Here is an 18,052-nt window from a genome sequence, read left to right on the forward strand (position 1 = left end):
GACGTTGGTCTTACCCCGCCTCGGCGGCGCTGAAAAGCCCCGCCGGTCGCTGCGGGGATCGCAGGGGCGATTGCAAGGGGAGTGGCAGGGTCAGTCGCAGGGCCAGGCGGCGACGGCGGGATCGAAGGCGGGGTGGCGCAGCTCGCTGCCCACGTCCAGTCCGAACTGGCGGGACAGACCGCCGTTGATCTCGAGCACCGCGACAACCCCCGGACCGCCGTCGATCCCGGTCTCGTCCAGCGGCACCGCGTTCTCGTGGATATGGGTCACGGTCCCGGTCTGATCGAGAAAGATCATGTCGAGCGGGATCAGTGTGTTCTTCATCCAGAAGACGGCCCGCTGCGGGGCCTCGTAGACAAAGAGCATGCCCGCCGAACGCGGCAGGCTTTCGCGGTTCATCAGACCCTGCGCGCGTTCACCCGGGTCGTCGGCGATCTCGACTGAGAACCGCGCCTGCCCCCAGTCGCCGCGCAGATCGACCTTCGCGGGATCGCATTGGCCAAAGGCAAAGGCCGGCCACGCGGCCAGAACGGCCGCCGTCACGACGCGGGCAATCACGCGTCGTCCCGAAGCGCGGCCTCCCAGGTGGTGACCTGCGTCGCCATGCGCCCGCGCTTGCCGTCGACCACGCGCAGCGCAACGGCCTCGCCCGGCTGAAGGTCGGCCAGACCCGACCGGCGCAGCACCTCGACATGAAGGAAGACGTCCTCGGGCCGGCCAAAGACATTGGCAAAGCCGAATCCCTTGGCCTTGTCGAACCACTTGACCCGCGCCGGTTCGAGCGGAAGGGACATGTCCACGGGTTCGTCAAGTCCGCCGGGTTCCCGTGCGATGCCTTCGGTGACGTCGACCGTCTTCGGCGGATCGATCCGCAGAACCTCGACCGCCTGCATCCCGCGCGCGGTCTTTTGCACGATGATCTCGATGCCGGCCGAATCCGCCACGGAACTCTGTCCGAAATTCCGCAGGACGTTGGCGTGCAAAAGAATGTCGGGGCCACCTTCTTCGGCCACGACGAATCCGAACCCCTTTGCGGGATCGAACCACTTCACGATACCCACAACGCGGGTATCACCTTCATTCGCGTCTCGCATCGCGATCACTTCATCCCCATGAGCCTTGCGCTCTTTTTCTTGCAACTCTGACAGAAAAGCCTCGTCTATCAAAGTGGATCCGCCCCCAAGTCTACACTAGCACCAATTCCTCGCGACGTCAGGGGCTAAGTCGCTGAATTTCCCAAGGTGCGTCCGGATCAGCACGCCGCCACCGGAAACGGTCGTGAAGGCGGAACGCGCCATCGGCCCAGAACTCGATTTCAAGGGGCCGCAGGCGGAAACCGCCCCAGTACGGCGGGCGCGCCGGCGCGGTGCCGTGGGTCAATCCCATGCGCGCCACCTCGGCCATCAGCGCCTCGCGCGAGGCCAGCGGCCGCGACTGCTGCGAGGCCCAGGCCCCAAGCCGGCTTTGCAGCGCGCGCGAGGCGTAATAGGCATCGGCGCGGGCGCCCTCTTCGCGGCTTACAAGGCCGCGCACCCGAACCTGCCGGGCGATGGATTTCCAGTGCAGGACGAAGGCCGCGCGGGGGTTTTCCGTCAGTTCCCGGCCCTTGGCACTGTCGTAATTGGTGTAGAAGACGAAGGCGTCGTCCTCGATCTCTTTCAGCAGGACCATGCGCACGTTGGGCAGCCCGTCGTCGCCGCAGGTCGCCAGCGCGATCGCGTTGGGGTCGGCGGGCTCGTGCAGGGTGGCCTCGGCCATCCAGTCCCGTGCCAGCTGAAACGGGTCGTCCCCCGCGAAGATGCCGCTGCGCTCTGCCATCGGTCTGTCCGTGAGATTTCGAAACGCCCCCCTACGCGGTCGGTTCGGGCGCGACAAGCCCCCATCAGCGGAAAACCGCGCACTTGATGGTTACGTTACAATCGCTTACCAGACGTCACTGACAAGATGACGCGGGGATTGGCGGATGACCAAGGGGCTCATGGAGGGCAAGCGCGGGCTGATCATGGGCCTTGCCAACGACAAGTCGATCGCCTGGGGCATCGCCAAGGCGGTCGCGGCGCAGGGCGCGGAGCTGGCGTTTTCCTATCAGGGCGAGCAGCTCAAGAAGCGGGTCGACCCGCTTGCGGCTGAACTGGGATCGGACATCGTGCTGCCCTGCGACGTGGGCGACGAGGCTTCGATCGACGCGCTTTTCAGCGAACTGAAGGCGCGTTGGGGCAAGCTCGACTTCCTGGTCCACGCCATTGGCTTTTCCGACAAGAACGAATTGCGCGGCCGCTACGTCGACACCAGCCGCGCCAACTTCACGATGTCGATGGACATCTCGGTCTATTCCTTCACGGCGGTGGTCCAGCGGGCCGAAAAGATGATGCCCGACGGCGGATCCTGCCTGACGCTGACCTACTACGGCGCCGAAAAGGTGATGCCGCACTACAACGTCATGGGCGTGGCGAAGGCCGCGCTCGAGGCCAGCGTGCGCTACATGGCCGAGGATCTGGGCCGGCAGGGCATCCGAGTCAACGCGATCTCGGCCGGCACGATCAAGACGCTGGCCGCCAGCGGCATCGGCGATTTCCGCTATATCCTGAAGTGGAACGAATACAATTCGCCCCTGCGCCGCAACGTGTCGATTGACGATGTGGGCGGCTCGGCCCTTTATCTGCTGAGCGACCTGAGTTCGGGCGTCACCGGCGAGGTCGTGCACGTGGATTCGGGCTATCACGTGGTGGGCATGAAGGCCCTCGACGCGCCCGACATGACCTACGAGAAGAAAGAATGACCGACCGGCTTCCCCACGAAAAGGGCTTCCACGTCAGCTGGGACCAGATCCACCGCGACAGCCGGGCGCTGGCGTGGCGGCTTGACAAGCAGGGACCGCTCGAGGGCGGCGCCTGGCGCGGGGTGGTGGCGATCACCCGTGGAGGCATGGCGCCCGCGATGATCGTCAGCCGCGAGCTTGGCATCCGCACGGTCGATACGATCAGCGTGAAAAGCTACAACCACCAGGCCCAGACCGAACCGCAGGTCATCAAGGCCCCGAACCCCGAGATGATGGGCACCGACGGCGAAGGCATCCTTGTGGTCGACGACCTTGTCGACACCGGCAAGACGCTGGAACTGGTGCGCAAGCTCTATCCCAAGGCCCATTTCGCCACGGTCTATGCCAAGCCCAAGGGCCGGCCGCTGGTCGACACCTTCATCACCGAAGTCAGCCAGGACACCTGGATCTTCTTCCCCTGGGACATGGCGCTTCAATACGTCGAGCCCTACCGGGGCAAGGACTAGGGCGCGATGGCGGGCGCGCGCTTGAAGGGCGCGCGGGTTCTGCACGACGCCTTCGAAGCCAGTCTTCTGCTGAAGGGGGCCTTCGCCGCGTCCGAGGCGCTGCTTGGACTGGCGCTTTACCTTGTGCCGGGGGCCGCGATCACCGGGGCGGTGCGCTGGCTTACCACGCATGAACTGACCGAGGACCCGAACGACCTGATCGCGCGGCACCTCATGGACGCCGCGCAGTCGATGTCGATCTCGACGCAGGATTTCTATGCCGTCTACCTTCTTGGGCATGGCCTGCTGAAACTGGCGGTGGTGCTGCTGCTGGTGCGCGGCTATCTCTGGGCCTACCCGCTGGCGGTGGCGGTCCTGTCGGGCTTCATCCTGTATCAGGTGCACCGTTTTCTCCTGGCGCCGTCCTGGGCGCTTGTGGCGCTGACCGTCCTCGACGCGGTCGTGATCGCCCTGACGCTTGTCGAATACCGCGCGCGCCGGACGGCCGCGCAGGGTGGGCTTGCGCCGGCCGGGGAATCGGGGTCCGACTGAGGTCGCCCTGCCCCCTGCGACAAGGACGCGCCGATGAGCCTGACCCTGAACCGCGCGATGACCGCGACCGACGCGCCCCCGGTGATGGAGGCACGGCGCTGGCTTGACGGCGTGAGCTTCCCGCCCGAGCGGCCGCTCATCAACGTTAGCCAGGCCGCGCCGGTGGCGCCGCCGCCCGAGCCCCTGCGCGAGGCGATGGCCGATCTGGTGCGGCGCGACCCGAACGTGCATCTTTACGGCCCCGTCCTGGGCCTGCCCGAGCTGCGCGCCGAAGTGGCCGCGCAGTGGTGCGCAGCCTACGAAGGTCAGGTGACGCCTGAACAGGTCGCCATAACCTCCGGATGCAACGAGGCTTTCGCCGCCGCAATCAGCGTCGTTGCCAGCCACGGCGACGAGGTGATCCTGCCCACCCCCTGGTATTTCAACCACCACATGTGGCTGACGATGGCCGGGCTCAAGACCGTGCCCCTGCCCACCGGCGACGGCCTGGTCCCCGACCCCGATCGGGCGCGGGCGCTGGTCACGCCGCGCACCCGCGCCATCGTCCTTGTCAGCCCGAACAATCCCGCCGGCGTCGAATACCCCGCCGCGACGCTGGCCGCCTTCCGCGACCTGGCGCGCGCGCACGGGCTGGCCCTGATCGTGGACGAGACCTACCGCGACTTCGACAGCCGGACGGGTGCGCCGCACGACCTGTTCGCAGATCCCGCCTGGGACGACACGCTGATCCAGCTTTATTCCTTTTCGAAGGCCTATCGCCTGACCGGTCACCGCGTCGGCGCCATGGTCGCCGCGCCGCGCGTCCTGGCCGAGGTCGAGAAGTTCCTCGACACCGTCACCATCTGCCCCGCACAGCTGGGCCAGCACGCAGCACTCTGGGGGATGCGCAATCTCAAGGACTGGCTGGCCGGCGAACGGCACGAGATCCTGGCCCGCCGCGCCGCCATGCAGAGCGGGTTCGCCGCCCTCGACGGCTGGCGGCTTCTGGGGATCGGGGCCTATTTCGCCTACGCCGAACACCCCTTCGCCGAGCGGTCGGACGCGCTGGCAAGGCGGCTTGTGCGTGACGCGGGCGTGCTGCTTCTGCCGGGCACCATGTTCGTGCCGCCGGACGATCCGGCCGGGGCGCGGCAGTTGCGCATCGCCTTCGCCAACATCGATGGCGCGGGCATCGCCGAGTTCCTGTCGCGCCTTGGCGCCGTGACGGGGCCGCGCCGGACCTGACGCCCGAAGGGCACGCGCCGGCCCAAGACTTGTGCCGGCCCGACGCCTCGCATAGACAGGCGCGGAACGCGAAAAGGGGACCGCAGACCCATGGCAAAGGCCAAGACCTCGAACATCTTTGTCTGGATCCTCCTGGGTCTTCTGATCGTGGGCCTCGCCGGGTTCGGCGCCACCAATTTCGGCGGTTCGGTCCGGTCGGTCGGCAGCGTCGGCGACACCGAGATCGACGTGAACGCCTATGCCCGCGCGCTGGATCAGGAACTGCGCGCGCTGGGTGCGCAGCGCGGCAGCGCCGTGACCCTGTCAGAGGCGCGCGACGCCGGCATCGACCAGATGGTGCTGCAGCGCCTCGTCGCGCAGGCGGCCCTGGAAAACGAGGCAGCCCTTCTGGGTCTGTCCGTCGGCGACGAGCGGGTCAGCCGCGAGATTCTGGCGATCCCGGCCTTCGGCGGCATCGACGGCCAGTTCGACCGCGAGGCCTATGCCTTCACGCTGGAACGCGCGGGCCTGTCGGTCGCCGAATTCGAGGACCGCGTGCGCGCGGAAACCGCCGCTTCGCTGGTCCAGGCCGGTGTGGTCGGCGCCGTCGCGCCGCCGCAGACCTATGTCGACACGGTTCTGGGCTATCTCCAGGAACAGCGCGACGTCACCTGGGCGCGGGTGACGCCGGATGTCCTGACCGACCCCCTGCCCGAACCGACCGAGGCCGATCTGCAGGCCTTCTACGAGGCGAACGCCGCCGCCTTCACCCTGCCCGAAACCAAGGTCATCACCTACGCCTGGCTGACCCCTGACATGATCCGCGACACGGTCGAGATCGACCGCGCCGCGCTTGAAGCCCGCTACCAGGAGCGGATCGCCGATTTCGTCCGCCCCGAGCGGCGGCTTGTCGAGCGGCTGGTCTTCGGCACCGAGGACGAGGCCACCGCCGCCGCCGCCGCGATCGAGGCGGGCGAGACCAGCTTCGACGATCTCGTCGCCGCGCGTGGCCTGACGCTTGAGGATGTCGATCTGGGCGAGACGACGCCGGCCGATCTGGGCGACGCGGGCGCGGCCGTCTTCGCGCTGACCGAACCCGGCGTCGCGGGCCCCCTGCCGTCGCCGCTGGGGCCGGCGCTGTTCCGGATGAACGCGATTCTCTCGGCGCAGGAGACCACGCTCGACGAGGCCGAGGAGGAGTTGCGCGCCGAACTGGCCGCTGACCGCGCCCGCCGCGTCATCGACGACGGCATCTCGGAGATCGACGACCTTCTGGCCGGCGGCGCGACACTGGAAGAGATCGCCGCCGAGACCGAGATGGAGCTGGGCCAGATCGACTGGCGCGCGACCACCGACGACGGCATCGCCGCCTATGCCGACTTCCGCGAGGCCGCGGCGGCCGTGACGACCGACGACTTCCCCGAGGTCCTGACGCTCGAGGACGGGGGCATCTTCGCCCTGCGCCTCGACGCGGTGCGTGCCCCCGCGTTGCAGCCGCTCGACGACGTGCGCGACGCGGTGATCGCGGGCTGGGAAATGCAGGAGCTGACCCGCCGCGTGACCGAGCGCGCGCAGGCCGTCGCCGACGAGATCGCCGCGGGCCGCGAAATGGCCGCGATCCGCCTCCCGATCGAGATGGAGCGCGGCCTGACGCGCGACACCGAGCTTCTGACCACGCCACGCACCTTCGTGACCCAGGCCTTCGAGATGGCGCCGGGCGAACTGCGCGTAATCGAAGGCGACGGCGCGGCCTTCGTGCTGCGCCTTGACGCGGTGCGCGCGGCCGATCCCGCCGATCCGCAGAACGCCATGCTGCGGGGCCTTTTCAACCAGCAGGCCGCGCAGGACATCGCCGGCGACATCCTTGCCGCCTTCACCAACGGCGTGATCGCGCAGTCGGGCGTCCAGATCGACCAGACCGCCATCAACGCGGTCCATGCGCAGTTCCCCTGATCCCATGACGTTGACCCCGTCCTTCGAGGAATTCCGCGCCGGCTTCGAGGCGGGCGCCAACCAGGTGGTCTACACCCGGCTGGCCGCCGATCTCGACACGCCGGTCTCGCTGATGCTCAAGCTCACGGGCGCGCGCGCCGACGCCTTCATGCTGGAATCGGTCACCGGCGGCGAGGTGCGCGGGCGCTATTCGATCATCGGAATGAAGCCCGACCTGGTCTGGGAATGCCGCGGCGACACCTCGCGCGTGAACCGCGCCGCGCGCTTCGACCGCGATGCCTGGGACGACATGGACGGCAACCCGCTCGACGCGATCCGGGCGCTGATCGCCGAAAGCCGGATCGACCTGCCCGCGGGGCTTCCCGCGGCCTCGGCCGGGCTTTTCGGCTATCTCGGCTATGACATGATCCGGCTTGTGGAACACCTGCCCGACGTCAACCCCGACCCCCTTGGCCTGCCCGACGCGGTGCTCCTGCGGCCCTCGGTCGTGGCGGTGCTCGACGGGGTGAAGGGCGAGGTCACGGTGGTCTCGCCGGTCTGGGCGGCCTCGGGCCTGTCGGCGCGCGCGGCCTATGCGCAGGCGGCCGAACGGGTGATGGACGCGGTGAGCGATCTCGAACGCGCGCTCCCGCGCGAAGACCGCGCCCTGGGCGATGCGGCGCAGCCGCCCGAGCCGGTGTCGAACTTCACCCACGCGGGCTATCTCGCGGCGGTCGAACGCGCCAAGGACTATATCCGCGCGGGCGACATCTTCCAGGTCGTGCCCAGCCAGCGCTGGTCGCAGCCCTTCACCCTGCCGCCGTTCGCGCTTTATCGAAGCCTCAGAAGGACGAACCCCTCGCCCTTCATGTTCTTCTTCAACTTCGGCGGCTTCCAGGTGATCGGCGCCAGCCCCGAGATCCTCGTCCGCGTCTTCGGCGGCCAGGTCACCATCCGGCCCATCGCCGGCACGCGGCCGCGCGGCAAGACGCCCGAGGAAGACCGCGCGAACGAGGCCGACCTGCTGTCGGACGAAAAGGAACTGGCCGAACACCTGATGCTTCTCGACCTCGGCCGCAACGACGTGGGGCGTGTGGCGAAGATCGGCACCGTGCGCCCGACCGAGGAATTCGTGATCGAGCGCTACAGCCACGTCATGCACATCGTCTCGAACGTGGTGGGCGAACTCGCGCCCGAGCACGACGCGCTTTCGGCCCTGCTCGCCGGCCTGCCCGCCGGCACCGTCTCGGGCGCACCCAAGGTCCGCGCGATGGAGATCATCGACGAACTCGAGCCCGAGAAACGCGGCGTCTATGGCGGCGGCCTGGGCTATTTCGGCGCGGGCGGCGACATGGACATGTGCATCGCCCTGCGCACCGCGGTGCTGAAGGACGAAACGCTCTACATCCAGGCCGGCGGCGGCGTCGTCTACGACAGCGACCCCGAGGCCGAGTTCCAGGAAACCGTCAACAAGGCCCGCGCGATCCGCACCGCCGCGGCCGAGGCCGGGGCCTTCGCGGGCGACGGCAACCGCTGAAGGAACGGCGCCCAACCCCTTCTTCTTGGGACAAATATCCCCGCCGGAGGCATCGCGGGCCGGGACGGCCCGCGATTCACTGATCCGCCAGCACCACCAGCGCGTGGCGCTTGCGGCCCGCACTCAGCTTCACCGGCTCGGCCAGCGCCGCGGCATCCAGCATCAGTCCCGGATCGGTCAGCGGCGCATCGTTCAGACGCGCGCCCTGGTCGGCGATCAGGCGCTTGGCCTCCTTGCCCGAGGCCGCCAGACCCGACCGCACGATCAGCTGCACCACCGAGATGCCGTCCCCCACCTCGGCCGCCGACAAGGCCAGCGTCGGAAGATCCTCGCCCACGCCCCCCTTCTCGAAAACCTCGCGCGCGGTGGCCTCGGCCGCCGCCGCGGCCTCGGGCCCGTGCAAAAGCCCGGTCACTTCGTTGGCCAGCACGATCTTCGCTTCGTTGATCCCGGCCCCGTCAAGCCGCCCCAGCCGGTCGCATTCGGCCACCGGCAGTTCGGTGTAAAGCTTCAGGAAGCGCCCCACGTCGGCATCGGTGGTGTTGCGCCAGAACTGCCAGAACTCGTAGGGGCTCAGCATCGCGGCATCCAGCCAGACCGCGCCCGAGGCCGACTTGCCCATCTTGCGCCCGTCCGAGGTGGTCAGAAGCGGCGTCGTCAGGCCGAAGATCTCGCGCTCCAGCACCCGGCGCGTCAGGTCGATGCCGTTGACGATGTTGCCCCACTGATCCGACCCGCCCATCTGCAGCAGGCAGCCGTAACGGCGGTAAAGCTCCAGGAAATCATAGGCCTGCAGGATCATGTAGTTGAATTCGAGGAACGACAGCGACTGCTCGCGGTCGAGCCGCGACTTCACGCTTTCGAAGGACAGCATCCGGTTGACCGAGAAATGCCGCCCGATGTCGCGCAGGAAGTCGAGGTAGTTGAGCCCGTCAAGCCACTCGGCGTTGTTGAGCATGAGCGCCCCGGTCGCCCCCTCACCGTAGTCGAGGTAGCGCGCGAAGACGCGCTGCATCGAGGCGATGTTGTCGTCGATGGCCTGCGGCGTCAGAAGCGGGCGCTCCTCGCTGCGGAACGACGGATCGCCCACCTTGGTCGTGCCGCCGCCCATCAGCGTGATCGGCTTGCCGCCGGTCTTCTGGAACCAGCGCAGCAGCATCACGTTCAGAAGGTGGCCCACGTGCAGCGACTTCGCGGTGGCGTCATAGCCGATGTAGGCCGGAACGACGCCCGCCAGCAGCGCCTCGTCGAGGCCCTGCAGGTCGGTGCAGTCGGCAAGGAACCCCCGCTCGACCACGACGGAGAGGAAATCGGATTTCACGCGATAGGTCATCTGGCTTGCATCCCTTCGGGGCTTCGCGCTCTATAGCCGGGGGCAGAGGCAAGGAAAAGGCATGAGCGGGACAGCTCCCCTCTGGGCGCTCGGGGCGATGTCGGGCACCTCGCTCGACGGGGTCGACGCGGCGATGATCCTGACCGACGGCGAGCGTATCCTCGACTTCGGGCCGACCGGCTATCGCCCCTATTCCGACGCCGAACGCGCCATCCTGCGCGCGGCGCTGGGACAGTGGGACGGGGCCGAGGACGCCGCCGAGGTGGTCGAAACCGTCCACGCCGAACTTCTTGCGCGCTTCGCCGGGGCCGACCTCGTGGGGTTTCACGGCCAGACCGTGGCGCATGACCCCGGCGGGCGCGGCACACGGCAGATCGGCGACGGCGCGATCCTGGCCGAGGCGCTGGGACTTCCGGTGGTCTGGGATTTCCGCAGCGCCGACGTGCAGATGGGCGGACAGGGCGCGCCGCTTGCGCCCTTCTACCACTTCGCGCTGGCCCGCCACATCGGCGCCGAGCGGCCGCTGGCCATGCTGAACCTCGGCGGTGTCGGCAACCTGACATGGATCGACCCGCGCGCGAAGGTGCCCGAGGCGCCGGGCGCCCTTCTGGCCTTCGACACCGGCCCGGCCAACGCGCCCATCGACGATCTGGTGGCCGCGCGGCTAGGGCGGGCCTTCGACGCGGGCGGCGCGCTTGCGGCGCAGGGCACGGTCGACGCGGGCCTCCTCGAGGCGGCGATGGCCCTGCCCTGGTTCTACAAGATGCCCCCCAAATCGCTGGACCGGAACGATTTTCACGATCTCCTCGACCGCGTGGCCCCGCTGCCCGACGCCGATGCCGCGGCCACGCTGACCGCGATCGCGGCGGCCAGCGTCATGCGGGGGGTGGAACATTGCCCGGTCGCGCCGGCCGAGATCCTCGTCACCGGCGGCGGCCGCCGCAACCCCGTACTGATGGAGATGCTCGCGGCCGGCCTTGGCTGCCCCGTGCGCCCGATCGAGGCGGTCGGGCTTGACGGCGACATGCTGGAAGCCCAGGCCTTCGCCTTCCTCGCCGTGCGCGTGCAGCGCGGCCTGCCGACCTCGGCCCCCGGCACGACCGGCGTGCCCGCGGCGATCGGCGGCGGCCGGATCAGCCGGCCTTGACGGCAAGACTTGGCAGGCCGCTTGCCCTATCCTTTCGGGGAACGACTGGGAGATTTGCATGAAGATCGCAGTGATGGGGGCCGGTGGCATCGGCGGCTATGTCGGGGGACGCCTGGCCGAGGCCGGCGCCGAGGTCACGCTGATCGCGCGGGGCGCGCATCTCGACGCCCTGCGCCGCAACGGCCTGACGATCGAGACGCCGCAAGGCACCGTCCGCCTGCCCGAGGTCCGCGCGGTGGGCGCCCCGGCCGAGGTTGGTCCGGTCGACCTTGTGCTCTTCACGGTCAAGCTTGCCGACGCCGAGGGCGCGGCCGGCGCCCTGGCCCCGCTGCTTGGACCGCAGACGCGGATCCTGACGCTTCAGAACGGCATCGACAGCAAGGCCATCCTCGAGCGGCAGGTCGGCGCCGGGCGGGTGGCCGAAGGCATCATCTATCTTGCCGCCTATATCCGCGAACCGGGCGTGATCTGGCATCCGGGCGGGGTGCACCTGGCCCGCGCCGACGCCTCGCCCGGCGATCCGGTCATGGCGGCGCTCTTCGCGCTGAACGACCGCCTGACCGACCTCGACATCCTGCCGGACGCCGACGCCCGGCAGATGGTCTGGGGCAAGTTCGTGAACCTCGCCGCCTTCGCCGGGGTGACGTCGATCGCCCGCAGCCCGATCGGGCGGGTCTATGAGACACCCGCGACCCTTGGCCTCTTCCGCGACCTTCTGCGCGAAAACCTTGCCGTGGCCCGCGCCGAAGGGCTGCGCTTTCCCGACGCCCACGTGGAAACCACGATCGCGCTGTTTCGCGATCAACCTTACGAACAGAAATCCTCGATGCTGGTCGACCTCGAGGCGGGCAAGCCGATCGAGATGCCCTGGCTCAGCGGGCGCGTGGTCGAACTTGCGCAGTCGCACGGCCTTGCCGTGCCCGCGAACCGGGCGGTGGTGGCCGCCCTGGCCCCCTTCGTGACCGGAACGCCCGCGCGATAGCGGGCCGTCGCGTCCGATCAGGCGCGCGGACGCCGCAGCATCGACCCGCTGAACAGCACCAGCGCCGCCCAGATCATCGGAAAGGCGATCATCCGCCCCCGACCCATCGGCTCGTCGAAGACGAAGACGGCGATCAGGAAGATCATGGTGGGCGCGATGTACTGCATCATGGCGATCGTGGTCAGCCGCAGGCGCTTCGCGCCGTTGGCATAGACCATCAGCGGCACCGCCGTGACCAGCCCGCAGGACAGAAGCAACGCGGTATCGGTGGCGCTGGCCTGAAGAAAGTGCCCCTCGCCCCGCGCCAGCAGCCAAACCATGTATCCCAGCGCCGGCCCCAGCAGAAGCAGCACCTCAAGCGTGAAGCCCTGGTTTGGCCCGATCGGAAGCGAGCGTTTGAAATAGGCGTAAAGCCCCCAGCTCAGCGTCAGGCCAAGGGCCACCACCGGCAGGCGGCCGGCCTCGACCGTCAGGATCAGCACCGCGGCCGAGGCCAGCGCGATCGCCGCCCATTGCGCCGGCAACAGCCGTTCGCGCAGCAGGACCGCGCCCAGGAACACGCTGAAAAGCGGATTGATGTAATAGCCAAGCGCGGCGTCCAGCGCGTGCCCGGTGCCGATCGCCCAGACATAGATCCCCCAGTTGACCGAGATCAGCGCCGCCGTCACCGCCCCCATCGCCAGCACCCGGGGCGTGGTCAGCGCCGCCCGCAGATCGGCCGTGCGACCCAGCGCCAGCAGCACGGCAAGCGCGATCGGCACCGACCAGACCACGCGATGCGCCAGCACCTCGACCGGCGGGATATGGGCCACCGCCTTCATGAACAGCGGCAGGACCCCCCACATCAGATAGGCGGCCAGCGCGTATAGGAACCCGCCAAGGCTGTCGCCGCCATCCGTGGCGGGGCTGTTGGTGCTGGCCATGCCGTGTCTCCCGTTCCCCGCGCCCTCTGCCAGAGCCGGCGCGCCAGGTCCAATCACGGTTTCAGCGGTGGACCATCACGGAATGTGACGCGCGCTCAGCCGCGCTCTTCGAGGGCGGGAATGTCGAAGTCGGGCGCCGCCAGCTCGAACCCCTCGAAGCGGAACCCGGGGATGACGGCGCAGCTGACCAGCGTCCAGTCGCCCAGGCTTCGCGCCGCCTGCCAGTGGCCCGCCGGCACCAGCACCTGGGGCGCCTCGCCCGTCAGGACGTCCGGACCAAGCCTGTGGGCCGCCGCCGGCGCCTCGGCCCGATCCGCGATCCGCAACTCGATCGGCGCGCCCGCGTGGAACAGCCAGATCTCGTCGGCGTCCACCCGGTGCCAATGGCTGCGCTCGCCCGCCTTCAGCAGGAAATGGATGCAGGTGCCCGCCGGCCGCTCGCCCGGACCGGCCGCCGCGACCCAGGTCTGGCGGTACCAGCCGCCCTCGGGATGCGGCTGAAGGCCCAGGCGGGCGATGATGCGGTCGGCTTCGGCCATGCGCGCGTCCCGGTGTCTTCTCTTGCCAAATACTCCCGCCGGAGGCGCCGCCGGGTTAGGGGCCCGGCGGTTTCCGCCCTCAGCCGCGCAGGATCGAGCGTCCGGCGTAGCGCGCGCTGTCGCCCAGCATCTCCTCGATCCGGATCAGCTGGTTGTACTTCGCCAGCCGGTCCGAGCGCGCAAGGCTGCCGGTCTTGATCTGTCCACAGTTCGTGGCCACCGCCAGATCGGCGATGGTGGCGTCCTCGGTCTCGCCCGAGCGGTGCGACATGACCGAGGTGAAGCGCGCCCGATGCGCCATGTCGACCGCTTCAAGAGTTTCCGACAAGGTCCCGATCTGGTTGACTTTCACCAAAAGCGCATTCGCCGCGCCCTCGGCGATGCCGCGGGCCAGCCGCACCGGGTTCGTCACGAACAGATCGTCACCCACAAGCTGCACCCGGTCGCCCAGTGCGTCGGTCAGCACCTGCCAGCCGTCCCAGTCGTCCTCGGCGCAGCCGTCCTCGATCGACAGGATCGGATAGTCGTTCACCAGCGCCTCGAGATAGGCGACGTTCTCGTCCGAGGTCAGGCTTTTCCCCTCCCCGGAAAGCACATACATGCCGTCCTTGAAGTATTCGGTCGCCGCGCAGTCGAGCGCCAGCATGATGTCCTCGCCCGGGACATAGCCGGTCTTCTCGACCGCCTTGAGGATGAAGTCCAGCGCGTCACGCGTCGACGACAGGTTCGGAGCGAAGCCGCCCTCGTCACCGATGCCGGTCGACAGTCCGGCCGAGGACAGTTCTTTCTTCAGCGTATGGAAGATCTCCGACCCCATCCGCACGGCCTCGCGGATGTTCTCGGCGCTGACCGGCATGATCATGAATTCCTGGATGTCGATCGGGTTGTCGGCATGTTCGCCGCCGTTGATGATGTTCATCATCGGCACCGGCAGAACCCGCGCCGCGGTGCCGCCGACATAGCGGTAAAGCGGCTGCGTGACATAGTCGGCCGCCGCCTTCGCGGTTGCCAGCGACACGCCGAGGATCGCGTTCGCGCCCAGCCGGCCCTTGTTGGGGGTGCCGTCAAGCTCGATCATCAGGGCGTCGATGGCTTCCTGTTCGGTCGCGTCGAAGCCGACGAGGTTCTCGGCGATCTCGCCGTTCACGGCCGCCACCGCCTCGAGCACGCCCTTGCCCATATAGCGCCCGGCATCGCCGTCGCGCCGTTCGACCGCCTCGTGCGCGCCGGTCGAGGCGCCCGAGGGCACCGCCGCGCGGCCCAGCGTGCCATCCTCGAGGATCACGTCGACCTCGACCGTGGGATTGCCACGGCTGTCGAGGATCTCGCGGGCGTGGATGTCGATGATGGTGCTCATGGGGTGGTTCCCTTGTCTCTTGGGTGATCCTTCGGGGCTGTTTACCCGCCCGGGGCCTCTGGCGGAAGGGGCCTTGGGCCGCGCGCAAGGCGCGCCTCGCGCACGAAGGTGTAAAGCCCCGAGACAATGATGATCGCCGCGCCCGTCAGCATCAGCGCGTCGGGGCGTTCGTCGAAGACCAGACCGCCCACGACCAGCGCGAAAAGAAGCCGGGTATAGCGGAAGGGGGTGACGACGACGATGTCGCCCACCCGCACGGAGGCGATGATCGCGTAATAGGCCACCGGCCCCACCGCCAGCGCCCCCAGAAGCGCGAGCCAGGCGCCGCGGTCGGGCATCACCGCCCCGCCAGAGAAGACCAGAAGGATCGCGCCGGCGGGAATCACCGTGGCGAAGCCGTAGGTCGCCAGCACCATCGACGAGATCCGCCCCGGCACGACCCGCGTCGCCAGATCGCGCGCCGCCAGCATGAAGACCGCGAAGACCGCCAGCAGCGCGCCAAGGTCGAAGGCCGCCCCGCCCGGACGCACGATCAGCAGCACGCCCGCGAAACCCACCAGGATCGCCGTCCAGCGCCGCCAGCCGACGGTGGCCCCAAGAAACAGGGCCGCGCCCAGCGTCACCGCCAGCGGCGTGGCCTGGATGATCGCCGAGACGGTCGAAAGCGGCGTGACCGCGATGGCCGAGATGAAGGCCATCGTCCCCAGCATCTCGGCCAGGTTGCGGATCATGACGGGCCGCGTCAGCAGCACCGGCGTGATCAGCCGCGCCCCGCCCGCCCGCGCCAGCGCCGCGAAGATCGCGGTTCCGCCGACCCCGATGATCAGAAGGATCTGGCCCACCGGAAGCGTCGCGGCCGCCATCTTAACGAAGGCGTCCTCAAGCGTGAAGCCCGCCATCGCGACGATCATCAGCAGGATGCCGCGCAGGTTGTTCATCGCGCGCCACCCGGGTGGGTCGCGGCGCGGGCCGAGCGCAGGATGGTGTAAAGACCCGAGGCCACGATGATCGCCCCGCCCAGAAGGGTCATCGCATCGGGCCGTTCTCCGAAGATCGCCATGCCAAGCCCCGTCGCAAACAGAAGCCGTGTATAGCGGAAGGGCGTGACCACGCCCACCTCGCCCAGGCGCATCGCGGCGGTGATCGAATAATAGCCCGCGACCCCGGCCAGGATCGCCGTCCCCAGGAAGGCCGCCGCCTGCGGCGTGGGCAGGCCCATCGGTCCGGTGAAGGGGCTCATGGCAAGCCCGGTGGGGATCAGAACCGCGAAGCCGTAGGTCGCCAGTTGCAGGTTCGACAGCGCGCGCGGCGCCGCGCGCGTGCCCAGGTCGCGCGCCGCGAAGCCGATGGTGCCGATCAGCGTGAAGATCGAGGCCGGCGTGAACCCCTCGAGCCCCGGACGGAGAACGATGAGCACGCCCGCGAAACCCACCCCGATCGCCGTCCAGCGCCGCCAGCCCACACGCTCGCCGAAAAAGAGCGCCGCGCCGAGCGTGACGAAAAGAGGCGAGGCCTGCAGGATCGCCGAGGCGTTCGACAGGGGCGTAAGCGTGATGCCCAGAAAGTAGCCCGCGCGGCCGATCACCTCGAAGACCGCGCGCAGGACGATCGGGCGCGACCGCGCCTCGGGCGGAAACAGCGGCAGGCCGCGCGCCCGCGTCAGCGCGGCGAAGATGACGAACCCGCCCAGACCGAAGACCGCCACCACCGGGCCCAGCGGCAGCGCGCCGGCGGCCAGCTTGATGAACGCATCCTCAAGCGCGAAGCCCACCATGGCCGCGACCATCCACAGGATGCCGCGCCGGTTCTCGGCCGCCGCGGTGGACTTCCCGGTCATGGCGCGACGATCCAGCCGCCCAGCGCCAGCGTCAGCGGGATGGTGAAGAAGCTCAGAAGCGTCTGGAAGGTGATGATCGCGGCCATCGTGGGCGCGTCGCCGCCCATGGCTCGGGCCAGCGTGTAGGCCGCCACCCCCGTGGGAAGCGCGGCATAGATCAGCGCGACCTGCGCCGGCAGAAGTCCGGGCTGGAACACCGCGATCAGCCCAACCGTCGCGGCGGGAAAGACCGCAAGCTTGCCCAGCGCCGACAGCGCCAGCGGCCCGGCGCTGGCCGTCAGCCCCCGCAGCTTGAGGTTCGCACCCACGCTGAGCAGCATCACCGGAAGGGCGGCGGCGCCCAGAAGGGCCGCCGTCTCATCGATCACCGGCAGCCCGCCGAGGCCCGAAAGGTTCGCAGCCGTCCCCAACGCGATCGACAGGATCAGCGGATTGCGCGCAAGGTCGCGCAGCACCGTCAGCGGCAGCCGCCCGCGGTCGTCCGACAGCATCAACGTCATCACCGTGACCACGGTCACGTTCACCACCGGCACCAGAAGCGCCGCGCCAAGCACCGCCAGCGCCAGGCCTTCGACGCCGAACAGCGCCTCGGCGATGGCGAGGCCGACGAAGGTGTTGAACCGCCCCGAGGCCTGCATCACGGTCGAGGCCAGCGGCGCCTCGTAGCCCGCCCGCCGGCCCGCGGCCCAGCCAAAGGCGGTCGCGGCCAGAAAGCCGCCGCACAGGACGGCGGCGAAGGGGCCAAGCGGCGCGCCCGACAGGTCGGCCGTGCTGATCTGGCGGAAGAACAGCGCCGGCATCAGCACCCAGTAGACCAGCCGGTCGTTGAGGTTCCAGAACTCGGTCGACGGAAAGCCCCCGCGCCGCAGCGCGTAGCCGGCAAGGATCATCACGAAGACCGGCGCGATCGCCAGCGCGGTCGACAGCATCTAGCGCGCGCGCTTCTTGGGCACGCCGTAAAGCTCAAGCCGGTGGCCACGCAACTCGTAGCCCAGCTTCTCGGCGATCCTCTCCTGCAGCTTCTCGATCTCTTCGTCCACGAATTCGATCACCTCGCCCGACTGGATGTCGATCAGGTGGTCGTGGTGCTCGCGCTCGGCGTCCTCGTAGCGGGCGCGGCCATCGCCGAACTCGAGCTTTTCGAGAATGCCCGCCTCTTCGAACAGCTTCACGGTGCGATAGACCGTCGCCAGCGAGATGCGCGGGTCGACGGCCGAGGCGCGGGCATAAAGCGCCTCGACATCGGGATGGTCCTGCGCCTCTTCCAGAACGGTGGCGATCGTGCGCCGCTGCCCGGTCAGGCGCAGGCCCTTGGCCTCGCAACGTTCAATGATGGTGTCGCCCATGTCGGCCCCCGGGTCGCTGAGGTCGCCCGCGCTGTGATCGTCTGCCTCTAGGGCCGTCTCTTAGGCAATCCGGGCGGCGGAAAAAAGCCCCGGCGTGCGG

General features: G+C 68.9%; 19 protein-coding genes. 8 read left to right on the forward strand and 11 right to left on the reverse strand.

Annotated features, from left to right (window positions below; all coding sequences use genetic code 11):
* Positions 1 to 90 precede the first annotated feature (90 nt).
* The 3 genes from ACRDNQ_RS13460 to pdxH form a co-directional block, all read right to left on the reverse strand.
* Positions 91 to 543 carry a DUF192 domain-containing protein gene (locus ACRDNQ_RS13460; protein ID WP_431829208.1) on the reverse strand — a complete coding sequence of 151 codons (453 nt, stop codon included), beginning with the start codon at positions 541 to 543 and terminating at the stop codon, positions 91 to 93.
* Positions 544 to 554: 11 nt separating this feature from the next.
* On the reverse strand, positions 555 to 1,094 hold the full coding sequence (locus ACRDNQ_RS13465) for a cold-shock protein (protein WP_431829209.1): 540 nt from the start codon (positions 1,092 to 1,094) through the stop codon (positions 555 to 557).
* 118 nt (positions 1,095 to 1,212) lie between these two features.
* Positions 1,213 to 1,818, reverse strand: a complete 606-nt coding sequence (pdxH, locus tag ACRDNQ_RS13470; RefSeq protein ID WP_431829210.1) for a pyridoxamine 5'-phosphate oxidase — start codon at positions 1,816 to 1,818, stop codon at positions 1,213 to 1,215.
* A 145-nt stretch (positions 1,819 to 1,963) separates the two neighbouring features.
* Between pdxH and fabI the strand changes: the two genes are divergently transcribed.
* From fabI to trpE, 6 genes are all read left to right on the forward strand, one after another.
* Positions 1,964 to 2,779, forward strand: coding sequence for an enoyl-ACP reductase FabI (gene fabI, locus ACRDNQ_RS13475; protein WP_431829211.1), 816 nt, complete (start codon positions 1,964 to 1,966; stop codon positions 2,777 to 2,779).
* On the forward strand, positions 2,776 to 3,285 hold the full coding sequence (gene gpt / locus ACRDNQ_RS13480) for a xanthine phosphoribosyltransferase (protein WP_431829212.1): 510 nt from the start codon (positions 2,776 to 2,778) through the stop codon (positions 3,283 to 3,285). Before fabI ends, gpt begins: the two co-directional genes overlap by 4 nt.
* Before the next feature lie 6 nt (positions 3,286 to 3,291).
* Entirely contained in the window at positions 3,292 to 3,816 is a 525-nt protein-coding gene (locus ACRDNQ_RS13485) for a DUF2127 domain-containing protein (RefSeq protein WP_431829213.1), read from the forward strand.
* 33 nt (positions 3,817 to 3,849) lie between these two features.
* A complete protein-coding gene (locus ACRDNQ_RS13490; RefSeq protein ID WP_431829214.1) occupies positions 3,850 to 5,040 on the forward strand; it encodes an aminotransferase in 1,191 nt (396 codons plus the stop codon).
* A gap of 90 nt (positions 5,041 to 5,130) precedes the next feature.
* A complete protein-coding gene (locus tag ACRDNQ_RS13495; RefSeq protein ID WP_431829215.1) occupies positions 5,131 to 6,972 on the forward strand; it encodes a peptidylprolyl isomerase in 1,842 nt (613 codons plus the stop codon).
* A 4-nt stretch (positions 6,973 to 6,976) separates the two neighbouring features.
* Positions 6,977 to 8,488: an anthranilate synthase component I gene (gene trpE / locus ACRDNQ_RS13500; RefSeq protein ID WP_431829792.1), complete on the forward strand. Its 1,512-nt coding sequence runs from the start codon at positions 6,977 to 6,979 to the stop codon at positions 8,486 to 8,488.
* 76 nt (positions 8,489 to 8,564) lie between these two features.
* Here the strand turns inward: trpE and tyrS are convergent, their stop codons facing one another.
* The gene (tyrS, locus tag ACRDNQ_RS13505; protein WP_431829216.1) at positions 8,565 to 9,821 is read right to left on the reverse strand and encodes a tyrosine--tRNA ligase; all 1,257 of its coding nucleotides are present in this window, start codon (positions 9,819 to 9,821) and stop codon (positions 8,565 to 8,567) included.
* A 61-nt stretch (positions 9,822 to 9,882) separates the two neighbouring features.
* Here tyrS and ACRDNQ_RS13510 point away from each other — a divergent pair, with 61 nt between their 5' ends.
* The gene (locus ACRDNQ_RS13510) at positions 9,883 to 10,968 is read left to right on the forward strand and encodes an anhydro-N-acetylmuramic acid kinase (RefSeq protein ID WP_431829217.1); all 1,086 of its coding nucleotides are present in this window, start codon (positions 9,883 to 9,885) and stop codon (positions 10,966 to 10,968) included.
* A gap of 58 nt (positions 10,969 to 11,026) precedes the next feature.
* Positions 11,027 to 11,950 (forward strand): ketopantoate reductase family protein, encoded by a 924-nt coding sequence (locus tag ACRDNQ_RS13515; protein WP_431829218.1) that lies wholly within the window; start codon positions 11,027 to 11,029, stop codon positions 11,948 to 11,950.
* A gap of 17 nt (positions 11,951 to 11,967) precedes the next feature.
* Here ACRDNQ_RS13515 and rarD read toward each other — a convergent pair whose 3' ends face one another.
* From rarD to ACRDNQ_RS13550, 7 genes are all read right to left on the reverse strand, one after another.
* Positions 11,968 to 12,873, reverse strand: coding sequence for an EamA family transporter RarD (gene rarD, locus ACRDNQ_RS13520; protein ID WP_431829219.1), 906 nt, complete (start codon positions 12,871 to 12,873; stop codon positions 11,968 to 11,970).
* 95 nt (positions 12,874 to 12,968) lie between these two features.
* On the reverse strand, positions 12,969 to 13,412 hold the full coding sequence (locus ACRDNQ_RS13525; RefSeq protein WP_431829220.1) for a cupin domain-containing protein: 444 nt from the start codon (positions 13,410 to 13,412) through the stop codon (positions 12,969 to 12,971).
* Between the two features lie 79 nt (positions 13,413 to 13,491).
* A complete protein-coding gene (gene eno, locus ACRDNQ_RS13530; RefSeq protein WP_431829221.1) occupies positions 13,492 to 14,769 on the reverse strand; it encodes a phosphopyruvate hydratase in 1,278 nt (425 codons plus the stop codon).
* Positions 14,770 to 14,810: 41 nt separating this feature from the next.
* A complete protein-coding gene (locus ACRDNQ_RS13535) occupies positions 14,811 to 15,707 on the reverse strand; it encodes a DMT family transporter (RefSeq protein ID WP_431829222.1) in 897 nt (298 codons plus the stop codon).
* Positions 15,704 to 16,606, reverse strand: coding sequence for a DMT family transporter (locus tag ACRDNQ_RS13540; protein ID WP_431829223.1), 903 nt, complete (start codon positions 16,604 to 16,606; stop codon positions 15,704 to 15,706). Before ACRDNQ_RS13540 ends, ACRDNQ_RS13535 begins: the two co-directional genes overlap by 4 nt.
* On the reverse strand, positions 16,603 to 17,535 hold the full coding sequence (locus ACRDNQ_RS13545; RefSeq protein ID WP_431829224.1) for an AEC family transporter: 933 nt from the start codon (positions 17,533 to 17,535) through the stop codon (positions 16,603 to 16,605). Before ACRDNQ_RS13545 ends, ACRDNQ_RS13540 begins: the two co-directional genes overlap by 4 nt.
* Positions 17,536 to 17,952 carry a Fur family transcriptional regulator gene (locus ACRDNQ_RS13550; protein WP_431829225.1) on the reverse strand — a complete coding sequence of 139 codons (417 nt, stop codon included), beginning with the start codon at positions 17,950 to 17,952 and terminating at the stop codon, positions 17,536 to 17,538.
* Positions 17,953 to 18,052: the final 100 nt, after the last annotated feature.

It is taken from the genome of Saliniferula longa, from assembly GCF_050789285.1.
Classification (GTDB): Bacteria; Pseudomonadota; Alphaproteobacteria; order Rhodobacterales; family Rhodobacteraceae; genus CAVPWP01.